The organism is Microbulbifer sp. CnH-101-G (assembly GCF_052466775.1).
Genome location: NZ_CP174292.1, coordinates 3,395,290 through 3,410,292 on the forward strand (window position 1 = coordinate 3,395,290; position 15,003 = coordinate 3,410,292).

The 15,003-nt window shown below is 44.8% G+C and carries 14 protein-coding genes; 7 read left to right on the forward strand and 7 right to left on the reverse strand.

Annotation, left to right across the window (positions count from 1 at the left end; genetic code table 11):
• Positions 1-20: 20 nt before the first annotated feature.
• From ACJJID_RS15000 to ACJJID_RS15010, 3 genes are all read left to right on the forward strand, one after another.
• Positions 21-887: a LysR family transcriptional regulator gene (locus ACJJID_RS15000; protein WP_444920168.1), complete on the forward strand. Its 867-nt coding sequence runs from the start codon at positions 21-23 to the stop codon at positions 885-887.
• A 177-nt stretch (positions 888-1,064) separates the two neighbouring features.
• Positions 1,065-3,602 carry a plasma-membrane proton-efflux P-type ATPase gene (locus ACJJID_RS15005; RefSeq protein WP_444920169.1) on the forward strand — a complete coding sequence of 846 codons (2,538 nt, stop codon included), beginning with the start codon at positions 1,065-1,067 and terminating at the stop codon, positions 3,600-3,602.
• Positions 3,603-3,651: 49 nt separating this feature from the next.
• Positions 3,652-4,530, forward strand: a complete 879-nt coding sequence (locus tag ACJJID_RS15010) for a polyphosphate kinase 2 family protein (protein ID WP_444920170.1) — start codon at positions 3,652-3,654, stop codon at positions 4,528-4,530.
• Between the two features lie 157 nt (positions 4,531-4,687).
• On the opposite strand, the gene ACJJID_RS15015 is transcribed toward ACJJID_RS15010, so the two are convergent.
• The 4 genes from ACJJID_RS15015 to ACJJID_RS15030 form a co-directional block, all read right to left on the reverse strand.
• Positions 4,688-5,179: a DUF1203 domain-containing protein gene (locus ACJJID_RS15015; protein ID WP_444920171.1), complete on the reverse strand. Its 492-nt coding sequence runs from the start codon at positions 5,177-5,179 to the stop codon at positions 4,688-4,690.
• A gap of 266 nt (positions 5,180-5,445) precedes the next feature.
• The gene (locus tag ACJJID_RS15020; protein ID WP_444920172.1) at positions 5,446-6,768 is read right to left on the reverse strand and encodes a phenylacetate--CoA ligase family protein; all 1,323 of its coding nucleotides are present in this window, start codon (positions 6,766-6,768) and stop codon (positions 5,446-5,448) included.
• A gap of 16 nt (positions 6,769-6,784) precedes the next feature.
• The gene (locus ACJJID_RS15025; protein ID WP_444920173.1) at positions 6,785-7,645 is read right to left on the reverse strand and encodes a TauD/TfdA dioxygenase family protein; all 861 of its coding nucleotides are present in this window, start codon (positions 7,643-7,645) and stop codon (positions 6,785-6,787) included.
• Positions 7,642-9,063, reverse strand: coding sequence for an aromatic amino acid ammonia-lyase (locus ACJJID_RS15030; protein WP_444920174.1), 1,422 nt, complete (start codon positions 9,061-9,063; stop codon positions 7,642-7,644). Before ACJJID_RS15030 ends, ACJJID_RS15025 begins: the two co-directional genes overlap by 4 nt.
• A gap of 179 nt (positions 9,064-9,242) precedes the next feature.
• On the opposite strand from ACJJID_RS15030, the gene ACJJID_RS15035 reads away from it, so the two are divergent.
• Complete coding sequence (locus tag ACJJID_RS15035) at positions 9,243-10,100, forward strand: LysR family transcriptional regulator (RefSeq protein WP_444920175.1); 858 nt, start codon at positions 9,243-9,245, stop codon at positions 10,098-10,100.
• 62 nt (positions 10,101-10,162) lie between these two features.
• Here the strand turns inward: ACJJID_RS15035 and ACJJID_RS15040 are convergent, their stop codons facing one another.
• Both ACJJID_RS15040 and ACJJID_RS15045 read right to left on the reverse strand, forming a co-directional pair.
• Positions 10,163-10,486: a cupin domain-containing protein gene (locus tag ACJJID_RS15040; RefSeq protein WP_444920176.1), complete on the reverse strand. Its 324-nt coding sequence runs from the start codon at positions 10,484-10,486 to the stop codon at positions 10,163-10,165.
• Between the two features lie 2 nt (positions 10,487-10,488).
• Entirely contained in the window at positions 10,489-11,370 is an 882-nt protein-coding gene (locus ACJJID_RS15045; protein WP_444920177.1) for a LysR family transcriptional regulator, read from the reverse strand.
• A gap of 119 nt (positions 11,371-11,489) precedes the next feature.
• On the opposite strand from ACJJID_RS15045, the gene ACJJID_RS15050 reads away from it, so the two are divergent.
• The 3 genes from ACJJID_RS15050 to ACJJID_RS15060 all read left to right on the forward strand — a co-directional run bounded on the left by ACJJID_RS15050 (position 11,490) and on the right by ACJJID_RS15060 (position 13,086).
• The gene (locus ACJJID_RS15050) at positions 11,490-12,164 is read left to right on the forward strand and encodes a type 1 glutamine amidotransferase domain-containing protein (protein WP_444920178.1); all 675 of its coding nucleotides are present in this window, start codon (positions 11,490-11,492) and stop codon (positions 12,162-12,164) included.
• Between the two features lie 152 nt (positions 12,165-12,316).
• Positions 12,317-12,769, forward strand: a complete 453-nt coding sequence (locus ACJJID_RS15055; RefSeq protein ID WP_444920179.1) for a DMT family transporter — start codon at positions 12,317-12,319, stop codon at positions 12,767-12,769.
• A 20-nt stretch (positions 12,770-12,789) separates the two neighbouring features.
• Complete coding sequence (locus ACJJID_RS15060; protein WP_444920180.1) at positions 12,790-13,086, forward strand: putative quinol monooxygenase; 297 nt, start codon at positions 12,790-12,792, stop codon at positions 13,084-13,086.
• A 202-nt stretch (positions 13,087-13,288) separates the two neighbouring features.
• Here ACJJID_RS15060 and ACJJID_RS15065 read toward each other — a convergent pair whose 3' ends face one another.
• Positions 13,289-14,740 (reverse strand): aryl-sulfate sulfotransferase, encoded by a 1,452-nt coding sequence (locus ACJJID_RS15065; RefSeq protein WP_444920181.1) that lies wholly within the window; start codon positions 14,738-14,740, stop codon positions 13,289-13,291.
• Between the last annotated feature and the right edge of the window lie 263 nt (positions 14,741-15,003).

The following is a 15,003-nucleotide window of genomic DNA, read 5'->3' on the forward strand; positions in this document are numbered from 1 at the left end:
TATAATTGCATAAATGCAAAATGATGGACTGGAACGATCTTCGATACCTGATAGCCGTGGCAGATCACGGTTCCCTACAGAGTGCAGCCAAAGCCTTGGCGGTAAACCATTCCACCGCCTGGAGGCGTCTACAGGCCTTGGAAAAAGATCTTGGCTGCCAGCTTTTCGTGGCAGACAGGCAGGGCTATTTCCTCACAGACGAAGGGAATGCGGCTTTAGAACACGCCAGAAAAGCCGCCGAGAATATCAATGCCATTGCATTGAATACCGGCATTAAAAACCTGGAAATGGAAGGCATTATCCGTATTACCTCAATTGGCTCTTACTCTTATGAGGTGGTTCCAAAACTCTGTGCCGCCTTTCGCCTACACCACCCCAAAGTGGAATTTGAACTCATAGACTCGGCGGAACATCTATCACTGGAGAAGAGGGAGGCGGACATTGCCTTTCGTGGATCACCTAGCGCTCCGGATAACCTCATTGCCAAGAAGCTCTTTGATATCAACTGGCATATTTTTGCCCATCCAGACTTGGTTAGCGGTCCAATGACACTGGATGAAATTAAGCAGCAAAACATTATTGGTTATCGCGGCTTAAGTTTACCGATTGGTCGCTGGAGTGAAAAAACATTTAAGAATAGTCGCAAAGTAATTTACTGTAATTCGGTAATGGCGGCGGCAGGTGCAGCCAATGCAAAGCTGGGTTTTGCCATTTTGCCCGAAGGGGACCAAAAAATGGTGCAACCTTACAAACTAAAGAAAGTATTCGAGCTTAAAGAGTTTCAAAGTCATTTCTGGTTACTTTCTCATCCTCAAATGCGCAATTCAGCACGCGTTAAAGCCTTTTGGGACTTCAGTCTGGACACCTTTAAAAAAGGCTATCTTTAAGCTGATCAAGGTGAAAATTATTAGCTACCGGTATCCATCAGATCACAGCCTATAATGTTCAATTAATATGGATGCGCCGCCCAATCATTCAATAATGATTAGCCGTATTTAACCCCAACTGTCGTTAACAGGCGGACCATTCGACGGGAAATTATTTTCAACAGGCGGAATCGATCCGTGCCAATACCCGGGCCAAAATCCGAAAGCGGAAACGCCAGTAAAGCCGACTTAAAAGGCTCCCAGGTTGACCTGCAGAAAGCCGATTTACCCTCCGTTTACCAGGCACTCAATACCTCACCCCAAGGGTTAAGCCAGGCCGAGGCCGAGACACGGCTGCAACGCTATGGCCCCAATAGCATCCAGGAGAAAGAACAAAGCGCACTACTCAAGTTTCTGCGTTTCTTTTGGGGGCCCATTCCCTGGATGATCGAAGCCGCCGCCCTGCTATCGGCACTTATCGGTCACTGGCCAGATTTCGCCATTATTATGGCGCTACTACTTTACAACGCCGTCGCGGGATTTTGGCAGGAGCACAAGGCCTCCAATGCTCTGGCCGCGCTCAAGGCCAGCATGGCGCCGCAGGCGGAGGTGTTGCGCGATGGTAGTTTTCAAACCATTGACGCCGCCGATGTAGTTCCCGGGGATATTGTGCGAATCAAACTCGGCCAAGTGGTGCCCGCAGATGTGCGCTTTACCGATGGCAAATCCATCAGTATCGATCAGGCTGCTCTTACGGGTGAGTCATTGCCGGTCAGCAAAAAAATAGGAGACATCGGTTATTCCAGTAGTATCGCCAAGCGCGGCGAAATGACCGCCGTTACAATTGGCACCGGGCGCAATACTTTTTTTGGCCGCACCGCAAAGCTGGTAGCCGGTGCCGGCCAAGGCGCCTCCCACTCGCAAAAAGCCGTTACTCATATTGGCGATTTCCTGATAGTGCTGTGCCTGGTACTGGCTTTGTTACTGGTAGGTACCCAGCTCTACCGTGACATAGTGGTGGCCCCCAGCTGGCACTGGTCGGACATTATTAATATTTTACGCACAGTCCTGGTGCTATTAATTGCCTCGATTCCCGTGGCAATGCCCTCCGTAATCACTGTCACTAACGCACTCGGTGCCCTGGCGCTATCCCGAAAAAAAGCCATAGTCTCGCGACTGGAGTCTATAGAGGAGCTTGCCGGGGTCGATATTCTCTGCTCCGATAAAACCGGAACGCTCACCAAGAACCAACTAAGCCTGCACGACCCCAAATTATTTTTCGCCAAGAGCCCGGAACAGTTAATTCTCGCCGCGTCACTCGCCTCGGAAAAAGGTTCTAGTGATCCGATCGATCAGGCAATTTTTGCCGGCCTCAAAGATAAGAAAGCACTGAATAATTACCAGCTTAAAGAGTTCACTCCTTTCGACCCAGTAATCAAGCGTACCCAGGCCCAAGTAGTCGATGACAGTGGAAATTCTTTGTTTTATTGCAAAGGTGCGCCCCAAGCAGTGATGCAATTGTGCAAGCTTAGTGGTGATAATGAAAAGAAAGCCTCAGACTGCGTGCAGGAACTCGCCGCACGGGGTTTACGCTCCCTGGGTGTGGCGCGTTCCAATGATGGGAAAAGCTGGGACTTTCTTGGCATCCTCTCTTTAGAAGATCCGCCTCGGGACGATTCCAAACAAACCATCAGCCGAGCCAGGGAGCACGGGCTGCAGGTAAAAATGATTACTGGCGACGACGTCGCTATCGGTAAGGAAATCGCTGCTCAGGTGGGGATTGGGCAGAATATTTATGCCGCCGCCGATGTTTTTACCGACTCGGAGAATATGGACCACTTATCCAAGCAGGTGGTCGATTGTGTTGAACGCGCCGATGGCTTTGGCCGTGTTTTCCCCGAGCATAAGTACGCAATCGTAAAAGCCTTACAAGAGAGAGGGCACCAGGTGGCAATGACCGGCGACGGTGTCAACGATGCGCCTGCCCTAAAACAAGCTGATTGCGGAATTGCCGTTAGTGGCGCCACCGATGCGGCCCGTGCCGCAGCGGCGATTATTCTCACCGCTCCGGGCCTCTCCACTGTAGTGGATGCTATTGACGAAGCACGCAAGATCTTTGAGCGCATTATTAATTATGTGCTCTTTCGGGTATCCATGACCCTGGATATTATGGTGGTGGTGGTGTTTGCCACTATCCTCTTCGGTTTTTCTCCCCTCACCCCAGTCATGATCGTATTAGTGGCACTGCTCGACGATATTCCCATTATGACTATTGCCTACGACAACACCCTGCTGCCGAAAGAGCCCGTGCATTGGGAAATGCGTGATTTATTACTGGGTTCGACCATTATCGGTATTTTTTCTATCGCACAAACCATGGGGCTGCTTTTGATTGGTATGGAATGGCTACAAAACAGCCAGTGGCAATCCTGGATACCCCTGGATAAGTCACAGATCCAAACGATTATCTTTTTACAAATTGTCGCTGGCGGTCATTTACTACTTTTTGTCGTGCGATCTCGCTCTGCCTTCTTCGCAAAGCCACTGCCCGCAATGAAGTTATTTATCGCTATTGTCGGTACTCAAGCGCTCACGGTTTTAATGTGTGGATTTGGTTGGCTGGTACCTGCTATTCCCTGGCGCATTATCGGGCTCGTTTGGCTCTATATGATTTTGTGGATGTTTATTCTGGATCTGGTGAAAAAGCTGCTCTACCAACGTCTGCAGGATATTTAATCCAACCTGCATGGACAAATTATTTAACTTATCATGAAGAAATAAAACTATGAATTGCTTCGAGGCATTCCAGGTAAAACCCGGCAGCAAGATACAGTTAGATAAGATCGATGCCAGTTTTAAAAATTGCTATAACAATCGCGAAGAGGCCCAGCCGGTCATTGATAAATTAGATGAAAGAATTCGCGCACAGCAGTATCTTATGTATGCTGAGCACAAGCGCTCCTTATTGATTTGCCTACAGGGTCGGGATGCCTCCGGTAAAGATGGCACAATTAATCATGTGCTTGGAGCAATGAATCCCCAAGGCTGTACGGTGACCAGCTTCAAGCAGCCATCTAAAGAGGAAGCCGCCCATGATTTCCTATGGCGATGTCACAAAGTCACCCCCGCACAGGGACATGTGGCGATTTTTAACCGATCCCACTATGAAGATGTATTAATTCAACGGGTGCATAATATGGTACCAGAGAGCATCTGGTCCAAGCGTTACGACCATATTAACCACTTCGAACAGCTACTAGCCGACAATAACACCCTGACACTGAAATTTTTTCTGCACATCGATGCGGACGAACAACTGAAACGCTTTAAGCAACGTATCGATGATCCAAGCAAACACTGGAAGATCAGTGAGAGCGATTATACGGAGGCAAGCTACTGGGACGCCTACACCCAGGCTTTTGAGGATATTCTCTATAAGTGCAGCAAAGCTCATGCCCCCTGGTTCGTTATTCCCGCCAATCACAAATGGTTTAGAAATCTTGCAATTGCCTCCATTGTAGCCGACGCGATGGAGGCCCTAAAAATGTCTTTTCCCAAGCCCAGTGTGGATATCAATGAAATAAAAAGAAAATATCATAAGCTGGATGGCCTAGAGGAAAAAGAGGGACTCTTAGATGATTCAAAGGAGCATAAGAAAAGCTAGCAACCTCTCCTAAGTTCTAATCTTCGATAATTTTTTCACTTCAAAGTTGAATGAAGGTAACAATAACTATCAGTGGAACCTCAGGACTGTGAGGGCTATATCCCAGCGATCAGCAGAGTTTTTCAGAAGCCCAACAGGCAGTCCCCAATGATGCACCTTACGCTCGGTAGACGGCGCAATTGAAGCACCCCGGAAGCGCATTGTGAATATGAATATACTCCACACTCCCTAAGGAAAATTGCTTTTCAAGCACACCCTCAAGCTCCGCTCCCTGAGCAACCTCAGCAGTCTCCATTAGCCCCTCACAATTATAAGCGCGAATTGAAAGTAGCCTGTGTCGCAGCATCAGTGGAACTTCATTAGTATCTAATTTCGCGAGTTCTGCATGCTCCCGAATAAAGATAGGGCCTGAAGCACGATAAAAGGATGAAGTATTATGATGGCTATAGGGTAGGCAGAGTACCCTCTCCCCTGCTTTGGCATCCACAAGGGACACCCTGCAGGGATAACCGGGGTTCGCATCTACAAGCTTCCAGCAAGAATTTTTTTCTTTCAACTGAGCATCTGGAAGCATCAATAAATGGTAAAAATTTAGCGGGTTAATGCCTTGTATTTGAAATGCCATGGTAACTGCAACCTGATTGGTCAAGAAGAAACAATCATAACTTCACAGAACACCGAGTATCGGTCATTTTCGGAAGTGTAAATTTGGGCAAATGTGATAAAACTGTAAAGAATACACTAATGGGTTGAAGCGATAGGACTTCTCTATCTAATGATCACACACTCAGCGACAAATAAAACCAACAAAATTAACTATAAGCCAGCCTCAAGCTTACTCGATATACTACCTCTATACAGAGGAACACTTAGCAACAATAACAACACACTGAAAAGCTATTGGTGATACAGAAATCACCTTCTATCTATAATTTTTCTAATCTTCCCAGGTTTTTCACTAATTACACCAGGCTGTAGGATATCTATATTTAGTCTTGAAGCAGACTCAAGCCCAAGGAATATCATACGAAGTGTTAGATCAAAACTAGTCAACTCTCTATAAAACTCACCCGCCAAATACTCTTTTGCCTGATCATCAACAATATCTTTAGCTTCAATTTTAAATGATAATTGATCGTGCCCATCAATTTTATCGATAATGCAATGGTAAAAGGAACTGAATCCAGGAATGGATGTAACGATGTTTTCTAACACAATTGGATATATATTTCCCCCATTGATTGTGAACATATTATCGAGACGCCCTCTGATGGGACCCAAATAGGCTCCAGTTTGGCCACACTCACATGGCTCCTTATACATTTCAGCCAAATCGTGTGTGTTATAACGAATCAGAGGAAGAGCTTCACGTTTCAGAGCTGTTATTACTAATTCTCCTGTAACACCATCATCACATAACTTACCCGTATCTGGATCAATAACCTCCACATGAAAAAAATCTTCCCAGACATGTAAGTTATGATATTGGCATTCACTCGCTACTAGCCCAAATTCCGTATTTGCATACATGTTAATTAGCTTGGCGTTGAATACCCCCTCATAGTAACTCCGAAAAGTCTCTGAAAACAATTCACCCACTACGAATATTTTCCTGACACTCAAAGACACGGGCGATATGTTTTTTTCCAGACAGTAACGCTCTAGCCTCGGTAACAATGAAGGTAAGCAAACCATATAATTCAGCTTATCTTTTTGTAGACTCTGTAGCTGATGATCAATTCCTAGAAAGGAATCTGCAGGAATAGTGAGACCAAAAATTTCACTGGCAGCATGACAGATCATCCCACTAGGCCACGGACCATAAGTCATTGCACATAAACACTTGTCGAATGGTTCAACACCCGCAAGCAAATAGCTTCGAGCCTGAGAGGTTACTGCCAGCTCAATATCTTTACGTGTATAGGGCACGCGCTTGGGTGCACCGGTACTGCCCGAAGTATGACAATAGCGAACAATATTGTCATAATTCATACTAATTTCTGACATAGAAGTTGAGAACACTTCCGAACTTATAATTGGTAGCCTATATAAATCTTTACAACTTCTTATTCCCTCTATGTCAATATCATTACTTATAATTAACTTGCGATAGTAATCAGATTTTTCAAAGGCTTCTCGCAATAATTGCCTCACCTGTACATCTTTTAAACTCTGCCTTTGAATTTCAGGCTGATTATTGACATGTGAAAATTCAGTCTGCAGCTCATCATAATTCATAAAATCCACCAATTAATCACTTATAGTACTTAATCGGTTTTTCAGCAGAAAAATGTACACGATGTAATTCTCTTCGTTGATTATAATCATTGACGGCATAGTGTAAGACTTGGTGATTATTCCAAATAACCAAGGTCCCAGGACGCCATTGCACTCGACAATTGAATTCTGGTTTTTCTATATGATGAAATAAATAATTCAAGAGCCCCATACTTTCATCGCATGTCATTCCCTCAAATTGTGAGGTAGTAGTTCGGTTTACGTAGAGAAAAGGCTTACCAGTTACAGGATTTTTACAGACTGCTGGATGTATAGCAGATTCTAGCGGCATCAATTTGAGTGCTCGCTCTATACCAGATTCATCTCCATCTTTACCTTCTATTGACTTTTTCAGCGGCTGTTTTTTAAGCATTAACTCAGTAGTGTGTATCACATTGAGTGAACCGACTAACTGTTGCATTACAGTTGACAGGCTCTCATAAGCAAGCGTTGAACTTGTAAAGAGGGTATCACCACCCCTAGGAGGAATATCAATACCGTACAATGCGATACCTTTTACCGGGTTGGAGTAATAGCCCTGATCGTGATGCCATATTCCTCCTGTATTTTTCTTTTCACCAGGCTCCTTAATAATTTTAGCAACTTGTGGATAACCCTCTGAGTGACCTTGAAAGAAAAAATAGTTCTGCTGAAGCTCCCCAAACAAGCTGCAGAACCTAACAAATGCCTGAGTATCCAGGTCCATATCTCTGACAACTAAAAGTTCATGTTCATGCCATAAATTTTTTAATGTTTGCTTAGTGTCCAGATCGAATTCAGAAATTTCTTTTGCGGAAAACTCAATACCAAAATTTCCTGTTAAATAGTTAAAATTCATAGAATGCTCTCTAATTGAGATGTTGTATATTGCGACCAATTCACTAATTTTAATGCTTCTGGCAAATCGCCACTTGAACGCATTATTGCTGCCCTAGCTGAGCAAAAAGTCGCTGCTCGAATAATTTCTCTTAAACTATCCAGTTGGTCACTGATATTATTGAGAGCTGTCATTCCGCAGGGAACCAAATCCTGATTATTTCCTTCACACGAGAAACTCATCTGACGCACAGGTGTCGATCTAGCTTTTATTTCCTGGAACAGAGCCGACGATAACTGATGAATTCCTTTACAGTGGTTAAACGATTCAACATTTAAATTATCCGGCAGTCCTCCATTCAATCGATGATCCATCAAAATCAATATTTGTCGATCAAGCATTTCGGCTAAACGATGGATAATTTCCTGCATAAACTCGGCAGAAGCTGCCAATCCAATCGCATAAAACAATCCGCCATGCCATGGACCTGATTCAAGAATTAGAGGGTTATCTGCAACGGCAGTGGCTTCAGAACGTATTTTTGCCTCTGAATAATCCAATAGATCAAGGCAGTGGCCTAATATCTGGGGAGCACAGCGAACAGAATATCGCGCCTGTAATAAGCTTTTTTTACCCTCGATAACCCTTGAGGACCGCAGGTAATCACGTCGTAATTGTGTAAGTAATTGGCCAGCACGCGCATAACTGCCATGCACCTCTCCGTAGCTCAATCCCTCGGAGAAGTGTTCATCTCCCGCCCCTATGGCCATGGAGGTTAATGCCACAGATTTGAAACAATCTCTTAATAGCTTTCTTAGCTGATAATCATGCTCAATAGCCCAGGAAGCCATCATAGAGTTAGTATTTACAAGCCCAATGACATCACGGGGGCCTCTTGGCCCTTGTTCAAATAGAGGTGAAATAGCATGAGCCATGGAAATCAAATCACCACTGGCTCCAAGGCTCCCTTTTCGGGGTACTCTCGGAAGCCTTTCGCTATTGGCCAGCTTAAGAAGCGCTTGATATGTGGAAGGATGGATACCAGATAAGCCGTGCGCTGTTTTTAGAGCCTGTAACTTTAATGCACGCCTGACTACCGATTTCGGTAATGGCGCACCAACACCAACTCTTAAGTATTCCAGAAGATTGACTTGTGTCTCTTTCCATTGACTTGGATCTAGGCGATTGCGCTCATTCTCTCCATAACTTGTGTGCAAACCGTAGATAGGATTTCCATCACCTCCAAGCTGTTCCTGCAGTAATGCATAGGAATGCTTAACTCTAGAAATATCTATATCACTCGCAGTAATTGGGTTGTGTAAGTACCCCCACTCATACCAAGCATGTAGAGGAAAAGTTAAAACTGAGTTGAAATTAGTTTCATAAGTTACTGCATTACCATTCGCTACCGCTGGATAGCTTAGAGATGATGTAGACACCCTGACTCCAAAAATAATTTGAATACTAAGAAGGCGAAGAAATTAGCATGGGAGTTAAAACTTGAAAAATAGAACTGGTCGCTGGTTGCCATAGGCAATATCTATGGCAACCAAATAAATGTCGATGTAGACTCAACTTAAAGACTCTGGCTTTTTAAGTGGCTAAATAAGTTATTCCTATGTTTCCACACGCTGATGAACTCAATTATTTTATTGAGGTTGCTAAAACAAAAAATATTTCAAGAGCGGCAGAGAGGTTAGGGATTCGGCAACCGAGTTTAAGCGCGGCTATCAAGAGGCTGGAAAGACAGCTTGGTACAGAAGTAATCATACGAGAAAAAACTGGTGTGCAATTGTCTCGTGCAGGGTTAAGACTATTAAAAAGTGCTCAGCAGTTACTTGATGATTGGGATGAGGTTAAGTACTCAGCGCTGCGCGAAAACAAAGAAGCTGTTGGTCACTTCACCATCGGGTGTCACAGTTCCATTTCACTACATATGCTGCCCGATAGGTTAGCCGAATTCATTGCTCAAAACCCAGGTATCGAATTAAGCTTCCAACACGCGCTTTCTCGGGAAATTGTCGAATCAGTGGTCAGCTGGAAAACTGATATCGGCATTGTGGTAAATCCCGTACCCCATCCTGATTTGATAATAAAGCACCTCTGTCACGATGTGGTGAGCTTTTGGCATAACCCTGAAAAAATACAGTCCAGGGACGTATTAATTTATGATCCAGCACTGATGCAAACGGACTGGCTGCTAAAAAATATGGCAAAAAATAACAAATATAAACAATATATTACTTCCTCTAGCCACGAATTGATCACAAATATGACACTTGAGGGAGTCGGGGTCGGCATCATTCCTGGCCGAGTTGCTCAAGCAATTGGAAGAAATCAGCTTCAATGGGTTAATGAAGACCAACCAGGATTCAAAGATGAAATCTGCTTGGTGTATCGAAGGGAAATAACCCATAGCCTAGGTGCTGAGAAGTTAATTAAAGAATTTAAACTTACGAATTACAAAAAAATTTGATTAATAGAAGAGAATAGGAAACTATTTTTTAATCTATAAGCCAATTATTTTTGATCTATATTTCAAGCTCCTTCTCGATAAAATACTGCCAACCATACCGTCGCCTCACCAGAGGATGTCTCAATCACCCGATGCTTTCTTCCAGCCTCTATCAATAAGCAATCACCAGACTTCAGTTGGCATATCTCCCCGCAATCAAACTCCACCACCCCATAACCACTCAGTACAAGCACCCACTCATGTTCATCCTGGTTATACCAACCTTTCTCCGGTGAGGATTGGCCGTATGAAACAATTCTCTCAATTCGTACAGCATCACTTTTTACGATGTCCTGGAAGTGCTCAACCTCAGTGTTTTTCGGGAGATTCTCGAGAATATTTATCATATTTACTCCTGCCAGCTAGAAAAGTGATCCATTAGATAATCAATGGCCATTCTCGCTCGTATTGGTAAAAAGCGGCGATTCTGATACACAATCCAGCTACTGGCTCCGTGCCCCCAATAAGGCTCCAGTACGGGCTCTAATAACTGTGAGTCTAACGAGCGGTTAAAGCTGCTTTTTGGCATATAGGCAATACCTAGACCTTTTTCACATGCGTTTACCACTGTATGGGCATTATTACTTCTCCAACGACCATTAACGCGGATTGATTCTTCAACACCCTCCATATCGAATATCCAGTTATCATTATTCGCAACAATACAACTGTGTGACTTTAAATCTTGAGGATGGTTTGGCCTGCCGAATTGATCGAGATATTCCGTACTGGCAACAGCCATCATCTGGCGTCCCGCCAGCTTGCGGGCTACCAGTCCAGAATCCTCCAGGCGGCCATAGCGGATCGCAAAGTCGATACCATCCTCAACAAAATTAACCATTCGGCTGTTGAAATCGATATCAATCTGCAGGTCGGGATGCTGTAAAGCGAAAGCCATCAGCGCTGGTGCCACATACTGCTCGGCGAATATACCGGCACAGCTCACCCTCAAGGTGCCACTCAGCTCATACTGTTGCTGGCCAACCTGTTCATTGGCCTGCTGCAGACCCACAACTAGTTCTTTACAGCGCTGGTAATAAACAGCCCCAGCCTGAGTCAGGCTGACCAAGCGCGTTGTTCTAGCCAGAAGAGCGCTTCCCAGGCGCTCCTCCAAGCGAGCCACCTGACGGCTCACATGGCTGGTACTGCACCCCAACTGTTTGGCGGCTGCAGAGAAGCCCTGGCTCTCTGCCACAGCGACAAACTCGATTACGCCGTCAAATGTATCCATCCCAGCACTCTCTATTATTGCTACTCAGCAAAAGTATTTCACAGATAACCCCCATTATCATCCACCCAGGGACAACCTAGAATCCTCCCCACTGAATGCTTAACACAGAGGACAGATTCATGAAGAAAGTACTTATTCCCGTAACCAACCATGCAACCCTCGGGGAAACCGACCAAGCTAATGGCACCTACTCTCCTGAGCTGACGCACGTCGTGCATGTCCTCAAAGAGAATGGCATTGACTACGATATTGCCTCCATCAAAGGTGGCAAGGCGCCACTCTACGGTACCGATATTGAAGGAGATGAGGTCAACAGCCAGGTATTGGCCGATGAAGACTTCCAGAACCGAGTCAACAACACTATTCCAGTAAACCAGCTGAATACTGCCAATTACGATGCCGTGTTCTACCCAGGTGGGTTTGGTCTACTTTCCGACCTAGCCAGTAATGAAGATTTCGCTAAATTGAGTGCAGAGATCTATGAAAATGGCGGCATTCTTTCTGCGGTCTGCCACGGTCCGGCTGGCTTACTACCCATCACCCTGAGTAATGGTGAGAGTTTGCTGGCTAGCATATCGGTAACCTCCTTTACCCGAGAAGAAGAAATCGACTTCGGCACCATTGAGGATATTCCTTTCCTGCTTGAAGAAGCAGTTAGCCGAAAGTCTGCTCGATTTAACAAAGTGCAACCCTGGCAGGAATTTGTCATCGAGGATGGCCGCGTGATTACCGGTCAAAATCCAGCCAGTGCGCATGCTGTTGGTAAAGCGATCGCTAAGCAGTTAATAAACTAGCGATTAATAACGTATCAACAAAGCTGGCGCAAGCTGATGTTCCTGCGCCAGCTTTTCATAACTCTACAGCCCTACAGCTTCCACTGTGGGTCAACCCAACTCACCTACATCAGCAGTTATAGCCTTAAAACCCCTCCAGCGAGGTTCCAGCAGTGCCTAGCTCAATTCTTTATCCGTCGCTTATGTTAATTGCCGGAATCGGCATCCCGGTGATGGCCACGTTAAATAGTGGTCTAGGTGTGAAGCTTGGCAGCTCTGCTCTCGCTACGACGATTTTGTTTTTTGTCGGACTTACCATCTCTGCTATTTACTTATTTAAAACTGAAGGTTTCCAAGTAGCCGGTTTTCACAAAGATATCTCATGGCACCTTTATCTCGGCGGCATATTGGTTGCTTTTTACGTACTCAGCGTCACTTGGGTTTCACCAAAATACGGTGTTGGCAATACTATATCTTTTGTATTGCTCGGCCAGCTCTTTGCTATGGCCACCATCGATCATTTTGGCCTCTTTGGTGCACAACAAACCAGCCTGGACTCCAAACGAATTATTGGATTTATTCTAATGATTACAGGCATCTTACTAGTAGTAAAACGCAATTCATAAATATATCTGGAGATCAGACAATGCCCAATCTATATGTAATGGCAAAAGTGAAGTCTAAACTTGGAGAAACACAGAAAGCTAAGAACATTCTGACCAGACTGGCAACGAACTCTGAAAAGGAGAGCGGATGCCTGAGTTATCAGATTTTATGTTCGGGTGAGGATACAGATACCTTTATGACATTAGAGGTGTGGGATTCAAAAGAGAGTGAACAAAAACATTGGCAAGAGCCGCATTTAAAAGAAACACTAGCAGAGTTAGAACCAATTTTGGCTGAAGAACCAAGAATCGAAAAATATCAGGTTATTTCCGATTAAAAGCATACGACCATCTCCAGCAAAGTGAATGATCATAGGCCCACAACAAAGTTAGTGTGGGCCAAGGAGAATATTCAGGAAGTAAGGGAAGACACATGAATCATAATAAGTAGCGCATTCACAAATGCACTCAGCAGTAAAAAACTCAATTCACCCTGAATCAAAATACTACAAGCACCACTCTGTCTAAATACTTATGTCATTATTCAGGCAGATTAAAAACAGGATTGGTGGTCAACATTTCCGACCAGCTAACACGCTCTGCTCGGTAAATCGTGCTATCGTACACTTTTAATTCCCACGCAGTATCCGCTGGGCTAGTCGATGTTACCTCTACCAAGTAAGCATTGCGATCACTTCCCGTACTGATGTCCGATGGGCCACCGGCACAAAGCAATATATTTCCACCAGCAAGCTCATCAACATCACCCAAGGATTGAGTATACTTTGGCGCTATGTATTCCCAGGTTTGTTCAGCACTCATTGTCGATGTATTGAGCCGAAACTTTACTGCACGGCTATTGTAGATATTACCACTCAACTCAGCTTCATTTCTGTTGTCGTAAATCAGAATTTCATGATCACTTGTCAACATTGGCGCATGCTGCGAGGCCATCCAGGAACCAGTCTGTAGAGTAAAGAATTTATCCTTCAAATCGTTCTCAATATCTGAGTCCCTCCCCATTATCCAATTTATCGCACCAGACCGATGATCAATGCTGACCACCCAGCTCTGAGAGCGGCTAGAAAGTAAAATGGAATTATCCTGAGGAACATAATGCAGTGCATTAGAGTGGCTCCAGTCAAGGGCTCCGTTATCCAAAACCCTACTGGCCAAAGCACCGGGGAAACGGCTGGTATCCAAGTGATCAAATGCCGACCACTCCCACACTGTGTTCCCATCAGTATCGATTTCTAAAATGGCATCTCCTTGTAAAAAATGCTCACCAAACTGGCCCGTTTCGTTAGTTAACACCAACAAATTGCCATTCTCCAGCAATTGAACATCGTGGTGATAACTCGGCAATTCGAAAGAGGACAACACCTCTCCGGCGAAGGAAATTACTCGGGCCTCCCCGCTGAGTAGTAAAAGTAAACGCCCATCATGCAGATTTCTCGCTACTGGGGCACCAGTTAATGGGACATCACCGTGCAGATACCAAACAACCTCTCCCTCTTCATCAAATCCCCAGAAAGTGTTATCCCTCTCCGCTGATGGCGCAAAGATAGTAATGCCCCCCTCAGACTTAACCGTTTTATTCAAAAGTTCAACAGCGGGAACTCCCGTAGGCACCGACCCTGTTTTAAACTCTACGATTTCACTACGAACAACCTCACCACTATCTAAAAGTGCAACCGCAGTAAACCGATAGGTAGTATCAGCGCGCAGACCGACGACGGTTACTTCGTGGTCTGTGCCTAGCTCACTATACGCTGTACGTCGTCGACTGGTATCTGCAGAGTTAAACCTTATTGCCACTCTCGCGGTCTCCGCAGTAATTACACTGGCATTCACCATCAGATGGTTCTCAGGGTGAGCGCTGATTGTTAATTGAACAGCATCATCCTCCTGCGCAAAAACCTTAGGGACAATACCTGATAAAAGCAGCAAGAATACTGATTGAAAAACAGCCAACCTAATATATTTACTCATTGGGGATCTCACAGTTTGTTATGAATACAACTGTTTAACGCAACCATTGCCTTCTGGTTTACAGAGAAATTGACTTTTCAAGAGACTGTAATCGATCGTAATGGATGATTATTGACTAGACGCACCTAATGCTGCACTATGCGCCAAAATTGAGAACTGGTACGCATTTACCAAGCTTTGAAGAATGCATTACAGAATTTGATACTTCACCTCTCTGCCAATTCATCACCACAAAATACTCACCGCTGCCTACTTATCCAGGT